Raw genomic sequence first — 18,709 nt, forward strand, 5'->3', positions numbered from 1 at the left:
GGTTGTGGAGGTCAACGCGATTCTCGACGCCTTACTCCCGGTGGTTGAAAAATGCGGCAGTTGAGCATCAAATGAAAGACGGGAAGCTCACGGTGTCCCAAGTCTTGCGCAAGGTGCGCAAAGAACAGGCGGTTATCGTATGAAAACTGTTGGCCGGTTCTTGGCTGCTTATAATCTGTCGATGGAGTGGGTGGCGTCGGTGGTGAACGGACGAACCAATGGCCATGCGCCGCGGCTGGGGGGCCTGTGATGCGCGAGCGGGACCAGTTCGCCGTGGCCCGAACCGCCTTGGCAGGGTATGCCGCAGCCGGGCGGTTCGGTTGGGGGCATCCGCTCGTGGCCACCAGCCTGGCCACCGAACTCGGCCTCAGCCCGACGCCCGTCCGCGAGGCCCTCGCCCACCTCGCCGGTGAAGGGATAATCGAGCATCGACCGGGCCGAGGTTATTTCGCGCCTAGCCCAACGGCGGCTGATATTGCTGGGTTATACGAGCTTCACCGTCAGTTCCTTCTGTGGTCCGCGACGACCGATGTTCCGCAAGAGGTGGCGCCCATGGAGTCGCCGGTAGACGAGGTACTGCGGATCGAAGGCGTGTTTGATTGGCTTGCCGATAGAGGCGGTAACAGTGCGGTGCTCGACGCCTACCGCCGGATTCGTCTCCAACTCAGGCCGATCCGCCGGATCGAAGTTCTGCTGCAAGACACCGGTTTGGACAGCGTCCTGCGTCTTGAAAGTCTTCGGCGAGAGGGGCGGTGGGACGCTGTGGCGGAAAATCTCGACGAGTATCACGAACAAAGGATCGCCCTTTCGGCGTCTCTTGAGAAAGTGATGAGACAATCAGCTTGAAGTATATTCCAAATATAGTTTGAAAATACGATGTTTGAGGACCCTCTTGTTGTGACCGGACATTCCGTCTGGATGAAGGAGGTAAGTCATGCTGAAAACGTCAATGTCGAGCCTGTTCGCTCTGGGCTCCGCGCGGCGCGAAACCCGTGCATACGACGAGGGAACCCACATGGAGCTTATCGGCGGCGGGTTCTACACCCCGGCCGGTGTGGGACTGGAGGTCACTCAGTTGGGCTCAGCCCGGGAAGAAACCCGGGCAGTCGAGGACGGCAAGCGGGCCGAGCTCGTTCCTGAGCTTCGCTACACCACGGCGGAAGTCCGCCTCAGCTGAGCAGCCGGCGGAGCCGCCGGCGCCGCCAGTGGCTCCGTTTGCTCATGGAGAGACCCATGAAAACCGCCCTCTACCTCATCGTTTGCGGCTCTGTTCGCCGGATGACTCGCGCCTGTGATTTCGGGGACCGTATCGAACTGATCCCGCCCTATTTCTACACCACGCCGACCGGCTTTCGGGCACGGGTCCAGTGAGTGCGCACGGGCGTGCCTCGACGTTCAGTCGTGAGCGCGCCCAGCCTGCGCAGACAAAATGATCAGGGGAAATATCGCATGGAATCGTTCCTCAAGGACGGAGTGCATGCCGTCGTCGTGGGTGATGACCTCGCCCTAATCGACCTGGATGCGGACGCCTACCTTTGCCTTCCCGGCGGTGCGCTGAGCGTCCATGCCGAAAGCGGCGGCGCCCTGCGACTGAGCGGACCGGGCGAGGCGGCGGTCGCCGAGGCGCGGCTGACTGCGGATCGCGCTGGAGCCCCATCAAGGATTCCGCCGCCGTTGCCCGGCAAGACAGTCATCCACGACGCCCCGCCGAAGGTGTCGCTCGGTCAGATTCTGCAGGGCTGCGGCGCGGTTCTGGATGTTCGCCGCGCCCTGCGCGGAACGGGGCTTCGTCCGATCCTGGCGGTCGCTCCGGACCGTGACGATGCGGTGAGCGCGGAGGCGGTCGCGGACGCAGCCCGGGCCTTCTGGCGGATTGCGCCGTGGCTGCCCCAGGAGGGGGAATGCCTTGTGCGTTCGGCCATGCTGATGAGCTACCTACGTCGCGCCGGCCTTTCGGCGGACTGGGTCTTCGGTGTCCGCCTGTGGCCCTTCTCGGCGCACTGCTGGGTTCAGCTAGACGACTTCTGCCTCAACGACGATGTCGAGCGCCTCGCCGCCTACACCCCGATCTATTGTCGATGAGCGCCTCCACGCCCGATCTGCGAGGCTATGTCGTCATCGACAATGGCGGGGCGTCGACGGGGTGTGCGGCACTGGCTGGCCCGGTACGACAGCTCCTGACGGCCGGTTGGCGCAAGGCCCTCGAGGTCGACGGGTTGAGCGTCTATCTCGGGCCGCAGGCGCCGCTCAAGGTCACCCAGGTCCATCGTCGACATGTCTTGATCGGAGACTGGCGAGGAGACGGGGCGTTTCTTTCGACCTTGGTGGCGCTTCACCGCTCCGACGAAGGCCTGGCGCGCGCCGTGGTTTCGCACGGCTGGGGCCGTTACGTCTTCGTCTGGCGGGACGATGACGGCGATCTGCGACTGCTGCGCGATCCTAGCGGCGCGTTGGACTGTATTTGCTGGCGCTTCGGGTCAGCGCGCATCGCGACCAGCCAACCGCCTGAGGCGCTGAATTCGGTCTTACCTGAGGACCTGGCGATCGATTGGGCTGTGCTCGGCGAGATCGTCGGCGCGGTGAACCTGGCGTCGGATACGCTCGCCCTGACCGGACTCGAAGCCATATCCCCGGGCGGCCTGGCGCGGATCGGTCGGGCGGTTACCCAGACTGCGGTGTGGACGCCGGCTCGCTTCGCTTTAACCGCTGACGCTTGGGACGACCGACCGGAGGCCCTTGTCGAGGTGGTCGATAATTCTATTCAGGCGCTCGTGGCCGGTCACAACCGTATCGTCACCGAAATCTCCGGCGGCCTCGACTCGGCGATCGTCGCCGCCAGCCTCGTTGAATGCGGTGGCGGCCCGAGGTCCAGGTTCGTGAACTATTTCGATGACCAGCCCGAGGGTGATGAAAGGGTGTTCGCCCGCGCGGCCGCCCTTCGGTTGGGCGTGCCTCTGGAGGAAATCCACAAGCCGATCGCTTCCCTTACCCGGCGACAGTTTGATCCGCTGGGGCAGGGCGTCCGGCCGGCGCTCCACGGCATCGACATGGTTTATGACGCCGACATGGCCGGTCGGGCGCGGAAAGTCCGCGCCACGGGCTTGCTCACCGGCCAAGGGGGCGATGCCGTCTTCTTCCAGTCGCCTGACCCCTTGGTGGTGGCGGACCGGATTCGACGGCAGGGGTTGAGGGGAGTGGACCCGGCCTATATCGCGGCGGTGGCGCGCTGGACCCGTCACTCGGTCTGGACCATCGCCCGACACAGCCTGCTGCCCCCACCGCGGCCGCCCTCAAAGACGCGACGACACCGGTGGCTTGCCGAGTCGGAGGCCCTGCCGCCCGCCAAGGCCCGCCAGGTTCTGCAACTCGCCAACTGCCAGACCTACTGGGGCGACTGTCTGCGCGCCCGCTCGGCGACCTTGCTTCACCCCCTTCTGACCCAGCCGGTGATGGAACACTGCCTGGCCATCCCTACCGATCGCCTGACGTTGGGAGCGAGGGATCGCGGCCTCGCGCGGATCGCGTTCAAAGACAGGCTCCCGCCCTTGATCGCCGAACGGCGGGACAAGGGCGATCTCAGCCGCTTCTACGCCTTGGTCGTGCGTCTGAGCGTCAATGTCCTCAAGAATCTCCTCGTAGGCGGCCGGCTTGAGGAGAAGGGCCTGATCGACACCGGGGCGTATGATCAGGCCCTCGCGGACTCCCGCCTAATCTGGGATCCCGCCACCAATCGCTTCCTGATCGTGGCTGCGCTTGAGATCTGGGCGCGCAGCTGGGAAGCTCGGATCGAGCGGGTGAGGCGGGCCAAGATAGCGGTCGAGCCAGCCGAGAATACGTAGGTGAAGGTCGCGGACATTGGCCGGGCTGACGAACTCGTGGCTCTCTCCGAAATAGGTGACGAGCTCCGCCTCGCGGTTCAGCCGATAGAGAGCGCCAAAGATCGAGTCGAAGCGAGAGCCGTCGAAGTCGCTCTGGATGAGCAGGGTCGGGGTGTGGATACGGTCAACGGCGTACAGCGGACTCCGATCGATGTAGCGCTGCGGGTCCGTCCCCAGAGGGACACCGAGACCGCCCTGACCCCCCTCGAGCCAGCCGCTCTGGATGGAAATGCCCGCTTCTCCACTCAGGCTCGAATAGACCCGGGGTTCATAGGCTTCGCTGAGATCGCCGTAGCCGTTCGAAGCGATGATCGCCTTGAAAGCCTCGGTCTGCGTCGCCGCGCGAAGGGCGCCGTAGCCGCCGAAACTGTGCCCGATCAGGGCGGCGCGTTCAGCGTCACATCGGCCTGCCGCGCATGCCGCCTCAACGATCGCTGCGAGCTCCGGACCGAGCGCGCCCAGATCTGAGGATGGTGAGGCTCGCTCGGGCAAACTGGGCATGAGCACCGCGTAGCCTGCAGCGGACAGGATGGCCGGATTGACGTGCAGGTTCAGGGCGCCCGGTAGCAGCCGCGCAGGCGCGGCCGGGAAGACCCGGCCAGGGTAGGCGATCACCGCCACCGGGGGAGGTCTGGAGGTCGGGGCGGTGGGCAGAAGCAACCAACTGCGCAAGGGTTGACCCGTCGGTCCGATATGATCGACCGGGACAACAGTCCCCCAGTCGCGGTGGTCAAGATCGGCGTTCACAGTCGCCAGTTCGATCTCGTCCGCTTGGGTTCGCAGTCGGACTTGGGTCGCGCCGCCCGGGGATCGCCGGCGGGTCACCATGAAGGCGGTATCAGGGCTCGCGGCCGCTACGGTCTCGTCAGCGGGGAGCCGGCCGAAGCAGTGTGCCGAGCCGCTGGCGTGCCGCAGACACCCGTCAGGACCCATCAAGACGCCGCGGCCGAGGCGTTCCGCCGTGGGGTTCTGCGTCGCCCGTGCACCCAGATCGGACGATGTCCCGGCATCGACGAGACTGCCTTGGAGTCCGGCAGGTGTGCGACCGTCCCCGAAAGGGGTCAGACCGCTATTGCGGCTGATGAAGGTGGCGCCGCCGAAGCTCAAAAGGGCTTCTCCATCCTCGACTTGGGCCACGGTCCGGCGGCGTCCGCTACGGTCGGTTATCATCCACGCCTTCGATCCGTCCGCCAAGCGAACCTCGAAGACAGGGCGGTCGCCGTCCCAACTGGCCCGGGCGATCGGAATGGTCTGGCTGTCGCCATTGATCGCGGGCGAGGCGTCGCCCAGATCGACCGGCGTGGCAGGCCCGGCTCGACCCAAGAGCCAGAAACGCCCCGCCTCGAAGCGCCCGCCGACGGGGCGGGAAAAGGCGATCAATCGATCGGAACGCGGCGACCACGAAAGCAGGTGTGACGTGAAATCTTGATCGGGCAGGGGTTCGACCGTCGCCCCGGTTTCGAGATCGGCGAGAAGGATGCGGCGCACGCGTTTGGGCGTGCCGGTGAACAAGATCGTATCGAGGCCATATTGGATGTCGGGCCCGTCGAGCAGCGCGGCGGCCGAGCGGCCGTCGGGCGAGAGCGAGACGTCGATGATCGCGCCCTCGAGGAGGAGGGTCTCGCGGCCGGTCGCGAGATTGACCTGGAGAAGCTGGAGCGGCGTCCCCTTATCGCGGCTATCGCGCGCCGAACCACTCGGCGTGGAGATCGCCGACGGCGAATGTCCGCTTTCGGCGCGTCGCCAAAGGTCGCTCTGTTTTACGACCGATTGAGCATAGACGCCGAGCATATAGGGCAGCGCGCCGTTCCTGCGGGCGGCGACCAAAAGCTCCGTCTCGGAGCGCCAAACGACAGTCTCGCCAAAGCGCGCCAGTTCTGGGGAGAGATCGAGCCATCGCACGGATCCCGTCGCGAGCGTCATGACGCCCATGCTCCATCCCCCCTCCGATAGGCGATAGACGACCATCGAAGCACCGCTCGGCGAGAAGGGGCCCGAGGCGAACCCTGCGGAGTGACCTGGCTCCTCAATGGTGTGGCGACGGCCGCCGTCGGTTGCTGAGAACACCTCCAGCCGGCTCAGCAAGGTCTCGGTATACTGGTCGTATTTATAGGTGCTCGCGGTGTTCCACGGAGCCTGCCGCTCCACGACGACCCATCGGCTGTCCGGAGAAATGCGGATGTTGCCGACGCCCTCTTGGCTCAGCAGGTCGTCGATCGTGAAAGGATCAAGCGCTGGCGCAGACGCCGTCTGGCACAGAATTGGGCTCGCGGGGACCAGAATGGTCGCCGCGGCCATGAGGCCGATAAAGAGCTTCATCACCAGCTCCGGGTCAGCTGGATAGAGACAAGCCGGCCAACCACGCCGGTATTGGCGGCGTCGAAGGCGACGCCTTCAGGCGAGTCATAGAAGGGTGGATCGGTATCCAAGACGTTCTGGACATTCAGCGTCAGGGACGCGCCGTCGAAGATCCCATGCGTAGGTGCATAGCGGAACTGGACGTCCGCCGTCGTCCATGAGCCGATGGGGCGCCCGGTGGCGTCAGGGTAGCCATCCACGTAGTTGATGGCTGCGGAAGCCCCCCAGTCCGAATGGGTCCAGTTGGCGGATGCGCGCCCCCGGAAGTCCACCGGCAAGTTGGGACTATTGATGCCGGACTGAACGGGCGCGGTCGGGGTCGCCTGCGTATCGAACCGGTCCAGATAGGTCAGGTTGGCGTCGAGATCGAACGCGTGGTCGCCGATGTCGAAGGCGTAGCCGAGATTGGCGTCGATCCCTTTGAGCAGCACGCTGGACGTGTTCACAAACCGGGCATCGACGATGGCGCCATAGGCCTCGGCGGGGAACAGATCGGCAAGCGCTGTCGTCGGCAGATCCAGCAACGCCTGCATGTCGGCGCGGTCCTGCGCGTTGTTGATCGGATCGATGATGCGAACGAAGGCCGACAGGGCGGGATTGGCAAGGGCGGTGGTCAGGGCCGTGAAGGCGGGCTGACCGATCTGATTGTCGAAATCGATCCTGAACAAATTTAGGCCCACGCGAAGGCCGGGAAGGGCCGCTGGCCGATAGTCTCCGCCAAGCGTCCAGCTCTTGGCCTGCTCGGGCTCAAGGTCGGGATTGCCGCCGTAGAGAATTTCGGCCAGCACCTGTTGCGATCCGCGCGGGAGGAACGTTGGGCTCTGGTCCGCCGTCTCGTTCAACTCGCGCAGCGCCGGCGCGCGAAAGGACTCGCCGTAGTTGGCGCGCAGCACCAGTTCCGAATAGGGCTGCCACAGAACCCCGACCTTGGGGCTGGTCGTTTGACCGGCGTCGGAATAGTTCTCGAACCGTCCGGCAATCGATAGCTCAAGCCTCTCGAATCCAGCGCGGCGGTAGGCGGCACTGAAGAGGGGGATGCGGACTTCCGCGAAGGCGGATGCCACCTCCCGGTCGAAGGCGACGGGGACGCCGACCGACGGCGCTACGCCTGATGTGAAGCTTGTGTCCTGACGTTCGAAGGTCTCGCGGCGGAAGGCGACGCCCGCTGCCAGTTTGGCGTCCCCGGCAGGAAGGGTGAATAGGGACCCGTCCGCCAAGGCGTTGACGGACGAAACCGTCGTCTCCCCGACCCCGCGCGCCCAGCCGGAGCCGATGAAGGCCAAGGCTGCCGGCGAGCTGTTCGAGCCGTCGGCGAAGGGATTGAAGTAGCCATCGCGCGGTGCGCTGTAGTTGGTCGCCGGATTGTCAGCGATCGCGCCGAGCGCCTCGCGAAGGAAGGTGGAGTTCAGCTGATTGCTGCTCGAGTTTTCACCGTATTCGCGCGCGTAGGCGGCGTAAGTGTCCAGCCGCCAACTTCCTGCCAGATCGATCTTGGCCCCGATCGAACCGCCGAGGCTTTCGGCGCGGCCTTCGATCCTCGGATTGCCGAGATCGCGGCCGAAATTATAGGCGATGATGTGTGATGTCGCGCCTGTCGGAGACACAAAATAGGGGTTAGCTGCGGTCACGGTGAAGGTCGTTGGAAACCCTTGAGACACCGCCTCAAACTCGCGCAGGCCATAGCGAACATCGGCGTTGACCGAGACGCGGTCGCCTAGGTCCTGATTGAGGACCAGATAGGCGCTGTGTCGGTTTTGCTCCGGCAGGACGTTCAGGCCCTCGCGGTGATTGTAGAGATTGCCCTGACCGACGATGAAGTCACTCGGGCTCAGGCCTTCGCCATTCTGCCCACTGGGGATGGCGTAGGTGGGGACATAGCCGCCGGCTGCGGCGTCGAAGACGACGATGTTGCCGGGGTTGCTGAAGATGCGACGCCGGTCGGATCCTCCGAACCGCCGCAAGTCCGCGTCGTTCGCCCGGTCCCGCTCGGATGCCGCCAGGCGGCTGCGGTCATTGTATTCATAGGTGCCCAGGACCGAGCCTGACGACCACCGGCTCCCTACGGTGTGGGCAATCTGGAGCTCATCGCTCGCCCCATCCGAGGTGACGCCGTACCGGACCCGCGTCTCGGCACCGTCATAGTCCTCACGCAGGATGATGTTGACCACGCCGCCCACGGCATCCGCTCCGTACAGCGCTGACGCACCATCGAGCAGCACGTCGATGCGGGCCACGGCGCTGGTCGGTATTGTGGAGACATCGGCGAAGTCGCCCTTGTTTCCTGTGCCCGCCATTCGTCGGCCGTTGACCAGAACGAGAGTCGCATCGCTGCCCAAGCCGCGCAGATTGACGCCCGAGGCGTAAAAGCTGTTCGTACCCGTCCGGTCGCCGCCGTTGCTCATTGCGGCATCGTTACCGGTGCCGCCAAAATTCTGGGGCAGGGCGGCAAGCGCTTGGGCAACTGTTCCATGCCCCTGTCGGTCGATATCGCCCCGGGTCACGGTGATGACTGGCGACGGGCCGTCAGCGACGCCGCGGATCAAACTGCCAGTGACGATCACCTCGTCGATCTCAATCGCCTCATCTGCTGCCTCCGCCCGGACGGAAGGATCAAAGACGACCAGAGTGTTCGGGCTCGTGCGCCGCGCCCTCAGGCCCGTGCCCTGCAGTAGCGCGGTCAGCGCCTGATCGGTCCGCAGCGCGCCGCTGACGCCCGGAGACTGACGGCCGGCTACGAGGTCGGTGGAATAGAGGATTTGCTCGCCGCTCTGCGCCGCGAACAGCGGAAGAGTGGTTTCTAGCGGGCCGGCCGGGACGCGGAACTGGACGGCAGGGGATTGCGCCTGGGCGACGACAGGCATTGCCGCCGCGACAGCGAGTGCTCCGAAAGCAGACGAACAGAGACCGATACGCATAATAATCCCCCGAAATGGATATCCGCACAGACGCGGTTCGGGGAAGAGACGAAGGGGCGCGGCAAAACCCCTCAGCGCGCGCTCATAATTTTCGCGGGGGCGTCACGAATGACGATCTGACCGGAAGCCGTGCGGTCGGCGACGACCGGATAGAGCTCGGTCAGCGCGGACACGAAGCCCTCGACATCGCCCGTGTTGAAAGCGCCGCTGACAGCGATATCGGCGATGGCGGGCGCATCCAGGACGACCTTGGACGCGGTGTAGCGATTGACCTCGGCCACAGCGGCTTCGACGGTGTCGCCGGCGAAGATGAGGCGGCCGGATGTCCAGCTGGTCTCCGACGCCGCATCCACCGACCGGACGGCTGGACGAGGCGAGGCGGTGACAATCTGCTGGCCCGGGGCGAGGGACCACCGCGGCGTGGCTTGCCCCCGGTCTACGACATCGACCTTGCCTTCGACGAGCGTCACCTGCGCGCCGCCGCCCGCGCGGCGGACGTCAAACCGGGTTCCTACGGCGGTGACGTCGGTCGCGCCGGCGCGAACAACGAAGGGGCGGGCGGGATCGCCCTCCACATCGAAGAAGGCCTGGCCGCTCGCCAGCTCTACAGCACGGCGACGGCCGGTGAGCCTGACGGTGATGCGAGACTCGGTGTCCAGGGTAACCTTTGACCCATCGGCCAGGACGACGATCCGCCGTTCGCCCAGCCCGGTTTCATAGGACAGAGGACGGGCAGACCACATTGTCACGCCGACAACCACTGCGGCGACGGCCGCCACGGCGCCGATCGGTATAAGGCCTTTGGCGAGGCGGCCCTGCAGTTTGCGCGAGGCGTCGGCGCGTGCGCGGGCCCCTGCAGTCAAGGCGGCGATATCGGCGTCGCCCTTGAGGCTCCCGGCCGCCTCCCACATCGTTTCGATCCGGGCATAGGCTTCCGCGTTCGCAGGGGTGCGGCGCCATTGACTGAAAGCAGTGATGTCCGAAGCCGCCACCCGCTTCTGGTTGAGGGTGGCGAACCACGACGCGGCCTCGCGTCGTCTTACGTCCAGGTCATTATCGGCAGTCATCGTTCGTGCCTTAGACGTCCAGTTGGGCCATGCAGTGCTCAACAGCCTTGGCCATCCGCCGTTCAACCGTAGCCAGGCTGATCCCGTGGGCCAGAGCAATCTCCGGATATGTCATACCGTCAAACCGGCTCAAGACGAAGACGTCCCGATACAGCGGCGGCATGGTCAGGAGAACCTGCTTGAGGTGCAGCCGGTCGACAGGCGCGTCGACCGCTGTGACCCATATTGGAATCGCCCCCTGCATCGCCCGGTCCCGGAGGGCCATCCGACGCCGTTCATCGCGAACGAGGTTGAGGGCCACGCGAAGGAGCAGAGCCTTGGGGTGACGGATGTCTTCGATGAGATAGGGAGCTAGGCGAAGGTAGGTTTCCTGCACCACATCGGCGGCTTCATCGACGCCCACACGTCCGCGCAGGCGCTTTCCAAGCCACCCCGAATAGCGTCGGTAAAGCCCGTTCAGGCTCGCCGCAGCGTCCGGGTTCATCTCCTTCACATCGCTCACGGCGGCCTCCAGCCGGTTTTCAGGAGGCAGGAATCCGAGAGCGCGCCCGCCACGACCGGGCGCACACAGGGGTGCGCCGCGGTCACCAGCGGACGGACGCCGCGCGTCGAGGCGCGGTCGTAAAGATTGAGCTTCGCACAGGGGATTCCCGGCCCCTGTCGACGCAAGCGCCGACGGCCGACAATGAATCAAAGCGAGTCCCGGTGCAAGGCGGAGGGGTCGGGCGAGGAATCCTCTGCGAAGAGGCCCGCTACTTCAGGGCGAAACGCCGCCTCCGCCACTGACGGACCCCGGCTCAAGTTGCGCCCGTATCTGACGGCGCCCGACGCCGGACTGTGTAAGCGGTCGCCAAAGCAGGGGCAATCAGTCTCTGGCGTTGGCTTTGATCCTAAGGGGCGGCGGGTCCGACGTCGATTCTCCGCAACTTTCTTGCGGAGAATGCGCAACTCCCCTGTGTTGCTCGTGGCTGCTGGTCCGTTCAGCCTTCACCGGTCAATCGCGAGTGAAATCATGGCTCCGAACCTCCAACCGAATGTCGGCTCTCGAGTTTTCGCCTTGAGCCCGCGAGAGCTGGAGTGCCTGTTGTGGGTCAGTCGCGGCAAGAGTTCGGGAGATATCGGCGCCATCCTCGGATTGTCGCCGCGCACGGTCGACAGCTACCTTGAGAAGGTGTGCTCGAAGCTGCGCGTGCGCACCCGGATAGAGGCCGTCGCGGTCGCGGTGGGGGCCGGGGTTATCGAACCGGAGTGACATCGTTGGTCACACGCGATACGCGAGTTTTTCGCTGAGAATCGGATCATGATTGCGCGCCTGAACGGTGATCATGTCGCTTATGCCCGGAGACGTCGTCCAAGCTTTCGCCGGGGAGATCGCATCACGCGATGTGCGTCGCCTCGAATCCTATCTGTCGGAGCAGGTCGCGGCCCAGTTCGACATCGCGGGCGAACTCGTCGGACGTACAGCGCTTCTCGGCTTCTGGCGTCGGCTCTTCCAAAGCTATTCGCTGTTCGAACTTCACATTCTCAAGTCCGTCACCCAGGGCGAGCTGGTCATCGCCGAAAGCCTCTATCTGTTGGCCGCGAACCGTGGCCTCGTCATGAACGTCCGCGCCATCAATGTTTTCGAGGTTGAGAAGGGCGTGATCACTCGGTGGCGCGATCACGCCGATCTGGCCGAGGTGCCTCTGGCGGAGAAGGATCGATGGCGCCGCCTCAGCGTCGCCCGTTGGTGAGGAGGGGAGGGGGCGGGCCGGGAACTTCTGTGTGAAGCTCGACGTCTTCACCCGTGATCGCCGCCGACGCAGAACGTCCCCTGGCTCAAGATCAAAGGCTATCCGGTCAAGGCCCGCCGGGGCCCATCTTAGCCGGAGTAGGAACCAAGCCAAACCCTCAAGTGCGGTGCGCGCGCCAGAGCTTACGGGCGTGCGCCGACGCCGCTCGAACGCCGCCAGTTGTTCGGTCCACCCTCTTGCCGCGGAACGCAGGACGAGGCTTGACAGCCGGGGCGGTCGCGCCCGTTAGGGGTGCAGTGCGAAGTCAGGATCCGGGATGAACACGTCTGAACTTCGCGACGGCCTCGAAGCCCGACAGGTCTGGATCTATTTCGCCGCCGTGATCGTCGCGACGGCCATCGGGTTCCTGATACCGCGCACGGAAGTGCTGGAATCAGCGATCAATCCGGCGCTGGCCTTGATGCTGTTCGTCACCTTCCTGCAGGTGCCGGTCGCCGCCCTCGGCCGGGCGCTTCAGGAGTTGCGGTTCCTGGGCGCCTTGCTGGCGGTGAACTTCATCGCTGTGCCCCTGTTCGTCCTGGGCCTGATGCAGTTCCTGCCGGCCGATCCCCTGATCCGTCTCGGCGTGCTGATGGTGCTGCTCTGTCCCTGCATCGACTATGTCGTGACCTTCGCTCATCTGGGTCGTGCGGACGCCCGGTTGCTCCTAGCCTCGACACCGATGCTGCTGATCGCCCAGATGGTGCTCTTGCCCATCTATCTGCGTCTGTTCCTCGGCGCCGAGGCGGCGGCCTATGTGCAGCCAGGTCCGTTCATCCACGCCTTCGTCTGGCTGATCGCCATCCCGTTCGTTCTGGCGGCGCTGGTCCAGACCTGGGCGGCCCGCAGCAAAATGGGCGAGCGAGTCTCGTCTGGTCTCGGCCTGGCGCCGGTGCCGGCCACGGCCTTGGTGCTCTTCATCGTCGTCGCCGCGGTCATGCCGCAACTCGGACAGACCCTCGACCGGACCCTGAGTGTCGTGCCGGTCTATGTCGCCTTCTCCGTGCTGGCGCCGCTCATCGGATGGGCCGTCTCGAGGCTCGCACGGCTGACGCCGGAAGCCGGCCGCGCCGTCGCCTTTAGCGCTGGGACCCGCAACTCGCTCGTGGTCCTGCCGCTGGCCCTGGTCGTGCCCGGCGCCATCCCCCTGGTCCCGGCCATTATCGTCACCCAGACTCTGATCGAGCTCTTGGCGGAGTTGGTTTACATCCGTGGCATCCACAGGCTGGGACGTCGGTCAGCCTGATCAAAAGAAAGCGAGAGCTTGATCGCTTCCATAGTTCGACTAATTCGGAACTATGGAAACGGAAGCCTCGATTCTCGCTCTCGCCGCCTTGGCGCAGTCTACGCGGCTGGAGGCGTTTCGTCTCCTCGTGCGCCACGAACCCGGCGGTTTGCCGGCCGGTGAGATCTCGAACCATCTGGCCATCCCGGCCAATACACTGTCGTCCCATCTCGGCGTTCTGACCCGCGCGGGGCTGATCAGGTCGGAGCGGCGCAGCCGCTCGATCATTTACCGGGCCGACCTGGACCGGTTCCGCGAGCTGGTCCTGTTCCTGCTTAAGGACTGCTGCGAGGGGAGGGCGGACCTGTGTCAGCCCTTACTGGCCGAACTCGCACCCTGCCGCCCCTGAGGATCCCATGGACGTCGTCATCTATCACAACCCCGCCTGCGGGACGTCGCGCAACGCGCTTGAGCTGATCCGCCATGTCGGCATGGAGCCGCACGTCGTCGAGTATCTGAAGACCCCGCCGTCGCGGGCCATGATCGCCTGGCTGGCCGAACGCACCAGCGCGCCGCTGCGCGACCTGTTACGCGAAAAGGGCACGCCCTTCGCCGAGCTGGGCCTCGGGGACCCGGGCCTGACGGACGATCAACTGCTCGACGCGATCGAGGCCCATCCGATTCTTCTCAACCGCCCGATCGTCGTCAGTCCCATGGGCGTTCGACTCTGCCGGCCATCGGAGGCCGTGCTAGATCTTCTGCCCGCCGATGATCTCAAGCCCTTCACCAAGGAGGACGGCGAGGTCGTCATCGACGCCGCCGGCCAGCGGGTGAAGCGATGATCGATACCCCGGTGGCGGACGCCTCGCCGCGTCGCCTGTCCTTCCTCGACCGCTGGCTGACACTGTGGATCTTCGTGGCCATGGGTCTCGGCGTGGCTCTGGGGACGCTGGCGCCGGACCTGCCCGCCTGGGTCAATAGCTTCTCGATCGGCACGACCAACATCCCAATCGCCATCGGTCTCATCTTGATGATGTACCCGCCGCTGGCCAAGGTTCGGTACGAGGAACTGCCGCGTGTCTTCGCCGACAAGCGGGTGCTGGCCCTGTCCTTGTTCCAGAATTGGGTGTTGGGCCCGGTGCTGATGTTCGCGCTGGCGGTGATCTTCCTGCGCGATCAGCCGGAATACATGACCGGCGTCATCCTGATCGGCCTGGCGCGCTGCATCGCCATGGTGCTGGTGTGGAACCAGCTGGCGCGGGGCGACAACCAGTATGTCGCTGGCCTCGTCGCCTTTAACTCGATCTTCCAGATCCTTTTCTTCAGCCTCTACGCCTGGATCTTCCTCACCGTCCTGCCGCCCCTGTTCGGCCTGCAGGGCAGTGTGGTGGACGTCAGCGTCTGGACCATCGCCGGGGCGGTGCTCGTCTACCTTGGTCTTCCCTTCCTGACCGGCTTCCTGACCCGTCGCAGCCTGATCGCCCGCCGGGGCGCCGATTGGTACGAGCGGCGCTTTCTGCCGCGCATCGGACCGATCACCCTGATCGCCCTGCTGTTCACCATCGTGGTCATGTTCAGCCTCAAGGGCGGGGAGGTGGTGGCCCTGCCGCTGGACGCCCTGCGCATCGCCATTCCGCTGACGATCTACTTCCTTGTGATGTTCGTGGTCAGTTTCCTGATGGGCAAGCTGATCGAGACCGACTATCCGCGCACCACCGCCCTGGCCTTCACCGCGGCCTCGAACAATTTCGAACTGGCCATTGCCGTCGCCATCGCGGCCTTCGGCCTGACCTCGCCGGTCGCCTTCGCGGCCGTCATCGGCCCGTTGGTCGAGGTGCCAGTGCTGATCCTGCTGGTGTCAGTTGCGCTGTGGATGGGCCGACGCTGGTTCCCGGATACGGCTCCGCCGGCGGACGCGGCCTGATGGTCGTCCTGCATCTCTTGGACGCGGATGACGTCGGCCTGATCGCGGCCCTGCGCGGCGCGGGTCTGCCCGAGCCTGGCGCTGGTCGATACTTCGCCGCCCACGAACACGGCGGCATCGCCGGCTATGTCGGCCTAGAAGGGGAAGGGCAGGATCTCCTGCTGCGCTCCCTGGTCGTGCTCGCCGACCTGAAGGCCCAAGGGATCGGGAGCCGCATACTGACCGCCGTCGAGGCCATGGCGAGCGATCTGCGTAGCGAACGGCTTCACCTGCTCACCACGACGGCCGAGCTTTTCTTCGCCCGGCACGGCTTCGTCGTCGCCGATCGGGCGTCTGCACCGCCCGCGATCCGGCGAACCCGCGAGTTCGCGGACGTCTGCCCGGCGTCGGCCGCCTATCTGATCAAGGACCTCTGATGACCCTCGCCCGCTTGCGTTCGCTGCCGGATCCGGATCACCTGCCGGCTCTGGACGCGGCCTATCTGTCCGCCGACCCCGCCCGTGGATTGGGCCCGACCGACCCGGCGCCGCGGATCCTTCTCTTGTACGGCTCGCTGCGCGAGCGGTCGTATTCGCGGCTCTGCGTCGAGGAGGCGGCCCGTCTGCTGCAGCGGATGGGATGCGAGACCCGCATCTTCGACCCCTCCGACCTGCCCCTGCCGGGCGCGCCCGGCGACGACGACCACCCGGCGGTGCGCGAGTTGCGCGAGCACGCCTTCTGGTCGGAGGGCATGGTCTGGTGCAGTCCGGAACGGCATGGCCAGGTCTCCGGCCTGATGAAGCTGCAGATCGACCATCTGCCGCTCAGCCTGGGCGGCCTGCGCCCGACCCAGGGCCGCACCCTGGCGGTGATGCAGGTGTCGGGCGGGTCGCAGAGCTTCAACGCCGTCAACACTCTGCGCCTGCTGGGCCGCTGGATGCGGATGATCACCATCCCCAACCAGTCCAGCGTGGCCAAGGCCTTCCAGGAGTTCGACGAGGCCGGCCGGATGAAGCCCTCGGCCTACTATGAGCGGATTGTTGATGTGATGGAGGAATTGGTGCGTTTCACCATCCTCACCCGGCCGCACGCGGCCCAGCTGGTGGACCGCTATTCCGAGCGCAAGGCGGCCAGGATTCCCCTCGACGCCGCTTCCGATCTGTCGGGGATCGCCATCGCGCGCCAGGCGTGACCTCTCCTCGACAACGCGAACACGCCTCGCATTCCTCCCCCTTAATACGGACCTTGACCCCATGGCCGCGGCGGCCGCCGAGCATCGCGATGGTCGTAACTCGCCAGAAGTGGCGAAAGGCAGTCTCCGGTTGACGTCCTCATCCTAACGAACCTCCAGGCCCTTGCCGCGCTAAGCAAGGGGGACCAGGCGCGGGCCGTCCGGCCGAAAACAGTAATGCCCGAAGCGGAATAGGAGCAGACGTGCCTCGCAACGCAGCCGATTTCCTGTCGATTTACCAGCAAGGCTTCGTGAGGGTCGCTGCGTGCCGTCCCGTCTGCAGGATCGCGGATCCGGCGTTCAACCTGGAGCAGACCCTGAGGCTCGCCCGTGAGGGAGACGAGGCAGGGATCGCGCTGATGGTTTTCCCGGAGCTGGGCCTCTCGGGCTATTCGATCGACGACCTGTTGCTGCAGCGGGCGTTGCTCGACGAGGTCGAGCGGCAACTCGTGAACCTCGTGGCCGAAAGCCGCGATCTCCATCCGGTCGTTCTGGTCGGCGCGCCCCTCCGTCGTGAGGGACGGCTCTATAATTGTGCGGTGGCTATCCACCGGGGGCGGGTCCTTGGCGTGGTGCCAAAGGGCCATCTGCCCAACTACCGCGAGTTCTATGAAAAGCGATGGTTCGCCTCCGGGCGGGATGTGGAAGGCGAGATTACGATCGGGGGCGAGACCGCTCCATTCGGAATGGATCTGCTGTTCCAGGCCGACGATGTCGACGGCCTGATCTTTCATGTCGAAATTTGCGAGGATGTTTGGGCGCCCGCGCCGCCCAGCGACTTCGCCGCGCTCGCCGGCGCGCTGATTCTGACGAACCTGTCCGCAAGCAATATCGTTGTCGGAAAGGCGGACACGCGGCGAAGACTCTGCGAGCTGCAGTCCGGCCGCTGTTGGGCGGCCTACATCTACTCCGCGGCCGGCTATGGAGAATCGACGACCGACCTGGCCTGGGACGGACAGGCCTGCATCTACGAGCTGGGGGCGCAGCTCGCGGAGACGGAGCGCTTCAGCCTGGGGTCCCAGATGGCCGTCGCGGACATAGACGTGGAACGGCTGCAGCTGGAACGTATGCGGACCGGCACCTTTAACGAGGCCGCGATCGCCAACGGGATGCCCGACCGGCGCTTTCGCCGGGTGACCTTCCATCTTGATCCGCCAGTTCGCAACCTCGGCCTGCAACGACGCATCGACCGTTTTCCCTTTGTGCCCAACGATCCCTCCCGTCTCGACCAGGATTGCTACGAGGCGTTCAACATACAGGTGAGCGGGCTGGCCAAGAGGCTTGAGGCGACCGGAACAGCCAAGATCTGCATCGGCGTGTCCGGAGGCCTGGATTCAGCGCACGCCTTGATCGTCGCGGCCAAGGTCTTCGATCTGCTTGGGCGTCCACGCACGGACATTCTCGGGTTCACAATGCCCGGCTTCGGCACGAGCGCGAGGACCAAGTCTAACGCCTACGCCTTGATGAACGGGCTCGGCGTGACCGTCGAGGAAATCGACATCAAGCCGCTCGCCCAGCAGATGCTGCAGGACTTGCGCCATCCGTTCGCGAGGGGCGAACCTGTGTACGACACGACGTTCGAGAATGTGCAGGCCGGGCTCCGGACAGACCTCCTGTTCAGGGCCGCCAATCAGCGGAACGGCATGGTGCTCGGCACCGGCAACATGTCCGAGCTCGCGCTCGGCTGGTGCACCTACGGCGTCGGCGACCAGATGAGCCACTACAACGTCAACGGCTCCCTCCCGAAAACCCTCATTCAACACCTGGTCCGTTGGACAGCGGCGAACCGCCTGTTCGACCCCGCGGTGTCCGACGTCCTGCTCGACATCCTGGCGACAACGATTTCGCCGGAGCTCATCCCGCAGACGGCCGAGGGCGAGTCGCAGAGCACCGAAGGCAAGATCGGCCCCTACGAGCTCCACGACTTCTGGATCTACTATCTCACCCGGTTCGGGCTGCGGCCCTCCAAGATCGCCTTCCTGGCCTTGCACGCCTGGCAGGACGCCGCCGCCGGGAATTGGCCGCCGGGCTTTCCGGACGAGCAAAAGCGGGCCTACCCCATCGGGTCTATTCGCAGCTGGCTGGAGGTGTTCCTGCAGCGCTTTTTCGCCAATCAGTTCAAGCGCTCGGCCCTGCCGAACGGACCCAAGGTCACGACAGGCGGTTCTCTGTCGCCGCGGGGCGACTGGCGCATGCCCTCGGACGCTCATGGCCAGGTCTGGATCGACGAGCTGCATCGCAACGTGCCGGAGGTTCTTGATCCCGCAAGCGACGACATTCCAACGAAAGAGCCCGATGTGCTGCCCGCCGGAGGCAAACCCATCGTCCGATAAGACCGTCTCCCCGGCCTGCGGACTCCG

General features: G+C 65.2%; 17 protein-coding genes and 1 pseudogene. 14 read left to right on the forward strand and 4 right to left on the reverse strand.

Annotated features, from left to right (window positions below; all coding sequences use genetic code 11):
• Positions 1-249 precede the first annotated feature (249 nt).
• The 5 genes from ACP7CK_RS02845 (at position 250) to ACP7CK_RS02865 (ending at position 3,839) form a co-directional block, all read left to right on the forward strand.
• Positions 250-846: a GntR family transcriptional regulator gene (locus tag ACP7CK_RS02845; RefSeq protein ID WP_426025063.1), complete on the forward strand. Its 597-nt coding sequence runs from the start codon at positions 250-252 to the stop codon at positions 844-846.
• 88 nt (positions 847-934) lie between these two features.
• The gene (locus ACP7CK_RS02850; protein WP_219354444.1) at positions 935-1,177 is read left to right on the forward strand and encodes a hypothetical protein; all 243 of its coding nucleotides are present in this window, start codon (positions 935-937) and stop codon (positions 1,175-1,177) included.
• 56 nt (positions 1,178-1,233) lie between these two features.
• Positions 1,234-1,371, forward strand: a complete 138-nt coding sequence (locus tag ACP7CK_RS02855; RefSeq protein WP_219354443.1) for a hypothetical protein — start codon at positions 1,234-1,236, stop codon at positions 1,369-1,371.
• 30 nt (positions 1,372-1,401) lie between these two features.
• Positions 1,402-2,082: a lasso peptide biosynthesis B2 protein gene (locus ACP7CK_RS02860; RefSeq protein ID WP_426025064.1), complete on the forward strand. Its 681-nt coding sequence runs from the start codon at positions 1,402-1,404 to the stop codon at positions 2,080-2,082.
• Positions 2,079-3,839, forward strand: a complete 1,761-nt coding sequence (locus ACP7CK_RS02865) for an asparagine synthase-related protein (RefSeq protein ID WP_426025065.1) — start codon at positions 2,079-2,081, stop codon at positions 3,837-3,839. Before ACP7CK_RS02860 ends, ACP7CK_RS02865 begins: the two co-directional genes overlap by 4 nt.
• A 24-nt stretch (positions 3,840-3,863) precedes the next feature.
• On the opposite strand, the pseudogene ACP7CK_RS02870 reads toward ACP7CK_RS02865, so the two are convergent.
• From ACP7CK_RS02870 to ACP7CK_RS02885, 4 genes and pseudogenes are all read right to left on the reverse strand, one after another.
• Positions 3,864-6,197: pseudogene (locus tag ACP7CK_RS02870) on the reverse strand (S9 family peptidase); the annotation flags it as partial.
• Positions 6,197-9,151 carry a TonB-dependent receptor gene (locus ACP7CK_RS02875; protein ID WP_426025066.1) on the reverse strand — a complete coding sequence of 985 codons (2,955 nt, stop codon included), beginning with the start codon at positions 9,149-9,151 and terminating at the stop codon, positions 6,197-6,199. The pseudogene ACP7CK_RS02870 and the gene ACP7CK_RS02875, both read right to left, overlap by 1 nt.
• 71 nt (positions 9,152-9,222) lie before the next feature.
• The gene (locus ACP7CK_RS02880) at positions 9,223-10,218 is read right to left on the reverse strand and encodes a FecR family protein (RefSeq protein ID WP_008262673.1); all 996 of its coding nucleotides are present in this window, start codon (positions 10,216-10,218) and stop codon (positions 9,223-9,225) included.
• Positions 10,219-10,228: 10 nt separating this feature from the next.
• The gene (locus ACP7CK_RS02885; RefSeq protein ID WP_008261235.1) at positions 10,229-10,720 is read right to left on the reverse strand and encodes an RNA polymerase sigma factor; all 492 of its coding nucleotides are present in this window, start codon (positions 10,718-10,720) and stop codon (positions 10,229-10,231) included.
• Positions 10,721-11,230: 510 nt separating this feature from the next.
• Here ACP7CK_RS02885 and ACP7CK_RS02890 point away from each other — a divergent pair.
• The 9 genes from ACP7CK_RS02890 (at position 11,231) to ACP7CK_RS02930 (ending at position 18,682) form a co-directional block, all read left to right on the forward strand.
• A complete protein-coding gene (locus ACP7CK_RS02890) occupies positions 11,231-11,470 on the forward strand; it encodes a helix-turn-helix domain-containing protein (protein ID WP_083793413.1) in 240 nt (79 codons plus the stop codon).
• A 73-nt stretch (positions 11,471-11,543) separates the two neighbouring features.
• Positions 11,544-11,951, forward strand: a complete 408-nt coding sequence (locus tag ACP7CK_RS02895; RefSeq protein WP_232216215.1) for a nuclear transport factor 2 family protein — start codon at positions 11,544-11,546, stop codon at positions 11,949-11,951.
• A 316-nt stretch (positions 11,952-12,267) separates the two neighbouring features.
• Positions 12,268-13,236, forward strand: a complete 969-nt coding sequence (locus ACP7CK_RS02900) for an arsenic resistance protein (protein ID WP_008260487.1) — start codon at positions 12,268-12,270, stop codon at positions 13,234-13,236.
• A gap of 52 nt (positions 13,237-13,288) precedes the next feature.
• Positions 13,289-13,624: an ArsR/SmtB family transcription factor gene (locus ACP7CK_RS02905; protein ID WP_008264065.1), complete on the forward strand. Its 336-nt coding sequence runs from the start codon at positions 13,289-13,291 to the stop codon at positions 13,622-13,624.
• A gap of 7 nt (positions 13,625-13,631) precedes the next feature.
• The gene (gene arsC, locus ACP7CK_RS02910) at positions 13,632-14,057 is read left to right on the forward strand and encodes an arsenate reductase (glutaredoxin) (RefSeq protein ID WP_008260675.1); all 426 of its coding nucleotides are present in this window, start codon (positions 13,632-13,634) and stop codon (positions 14,055-14,057) included.
• Positions 14,054-15,139, forward strand: coding sequence for an ACR3 family arsenite efflux transporter (gene arsB / locus ACP7CK_RS02915; protein ID WP_008264093.1), 1,086 nt, complete (start codon positions 14,054-14,056; stop codon positions 15,137-15,139). The genes arsC and arsB overlap by 4 nt, the downstream gene beginning before the upstream one ends.
• Positions 15,139-15,555: a GNAT family N-acetyltransferase gene (locus ACP7CK_RS02920; protein WP_008264023.1), complete on the forward strand. Its 417-nt coding sequence runs from the start codon at positions 15,139-15,141 to the stop codon at positions 15,553-15,555. Before arsB ends, ACP7CK_RS02920 begins: the two co-directional genes overlap by 1 nt.
• Positions 15,555-16,310: an arsenical resistance protein ArsH gene (gene arsH / locus ACP7CK_RS02925; RefSeq protein ID WP_008259815.1), complete on the forward strand. Its 756-nt coding sequence runs from the start codon at positions 15,555-15,557 to the stop codon at positions 16,308-16,310. The genes ACP7CK_RS02920 and arsH overlap by 1 nt, the downstream gene beginning before the upstream one ends.
• A 242-nt stretch (positions 16,311-16,552) precedes the next feature.
• On the forward strand, positions 16,553-18,682 hold the full coding sequence (locus ACP7CK_RS02930) for an NAD(+) synthase (RefSeq protein ID WP_040349344.1): 2,130 nt from the start codon (positions 16,553-16,555) through the stop codon (positions 18,680-18,682).
• Positions 18,683-18,709: the final 27 nt, after the last annotated feature.

It is taken from the genome of Brevundimonas sp. TSRC1-1, from assembly GCF_049898245.1.
GTDB lineage: Bacteria > Pseudomonadota > Alphaproteobacteria > Caulobacterales > Caulobacteraceae > Brevundimonas > Brevundimonas mediterranea_A.

Bases quoted from the DNA above. Each gene is read 5' to 3' on its own strand.
- ACP7CK_RS02900 (WP_008260487.1), top strand. From the start codon at position 12,268: ATGAACACGTCTGAACTTCGCGACGGCCTCGAAGCCCGACAGGTCTGG.
- ACP7CK_RS02905 (WP_008264065.1), top strand. From the start codon at position 13,289: ATGGAAACGGAAGCCTCGATTCTCGCTCTCGCCGCCTTGGCGCAGTCT.
- arsC (WP_008260675.1), top strand. From the start codon at position 13,632: ATGGACGTCGTCATCTATCACAACCCCGCCTGCGGGACGTCGCGCAAC.
- ACP7CK_RS02845 (WP_426025063.1), top strand. From the start codon at position 250: ATGCGCGAGCGGGACCAGTTCGCCGTGGCCCGAACCGCCTTGGCAGGG.
- ACP7CK_RS02895 (WP_232216215.1), top strand. From the start codon at position 11,544: ATGTCGCTTATGCCCGGAGACGTCGTCCAAGCTTTCGCCGGGGAGATC.
- ACP7CK_RS02850 (WP_219354444.1), top strand. From the start codon at position 935: ATGCTGAAAACGTCAATGTCGAGCCTGTTCGCTCTGGGCTCCGCGCGG.
- ACP7CK_RS02920 (WP_008264023.1), top strand. From the start codon at position 15,139: ATGGTCGTCCTGCATCTCTTGGACGCGGATGACGTCGGCCTGATCGCG.
- ACP7CK_RS02890 (WP_083793413.1), top strand. From the start codon at position 11,231: ATGGCTCCGAACCTCCAACCGAATGTCGGCTCTCGAGTTTTCGCCTTG.
- ACP7CK_RS02880 (WP_008262673.1), bottom strand. From the start codon at position 10,218: ATGACTGCCGATAATGACCTGGACGTAAGACGACGCGAGGCCGCGTCG.
- ACP7CK_RS02865 (WP_426025065.1), top strand. From the start codon at position 2,079: ATGAGCGCCTCCACGCCCGATCTGCGAGGCTATGTCGTCATCGACAAT.
- ACP7CK_RS02875 (WP_426025066.1), bottom strand. From the start codon at position 9,151: ATGCGTATCGGTCTCTGTTCGTCTGCTTTCGGAGCACTCGCTGTCGCG.
- arsH (WP_008259815.1), top strand. From the start codon at position 15,555: ATGACCCTCGCCCGCTTGCGTTCGCTGCCGGATCCGGATCACCTGCCG.
- arsB (WP_008264093.1), top strand. From the start codon at position 14,054: ATGATCGATACCCCGGTGGCGGACGCCTCGCCGCGTCGCCTGTCCTTC.
- ACP7CK_RS02855 (WP_219354443.1), top strand. From the start codon at position 1,234: ATGAAAACCGCCCTCTACCTCATCGTTTGCGGCTCTGTTCGCCGGATG.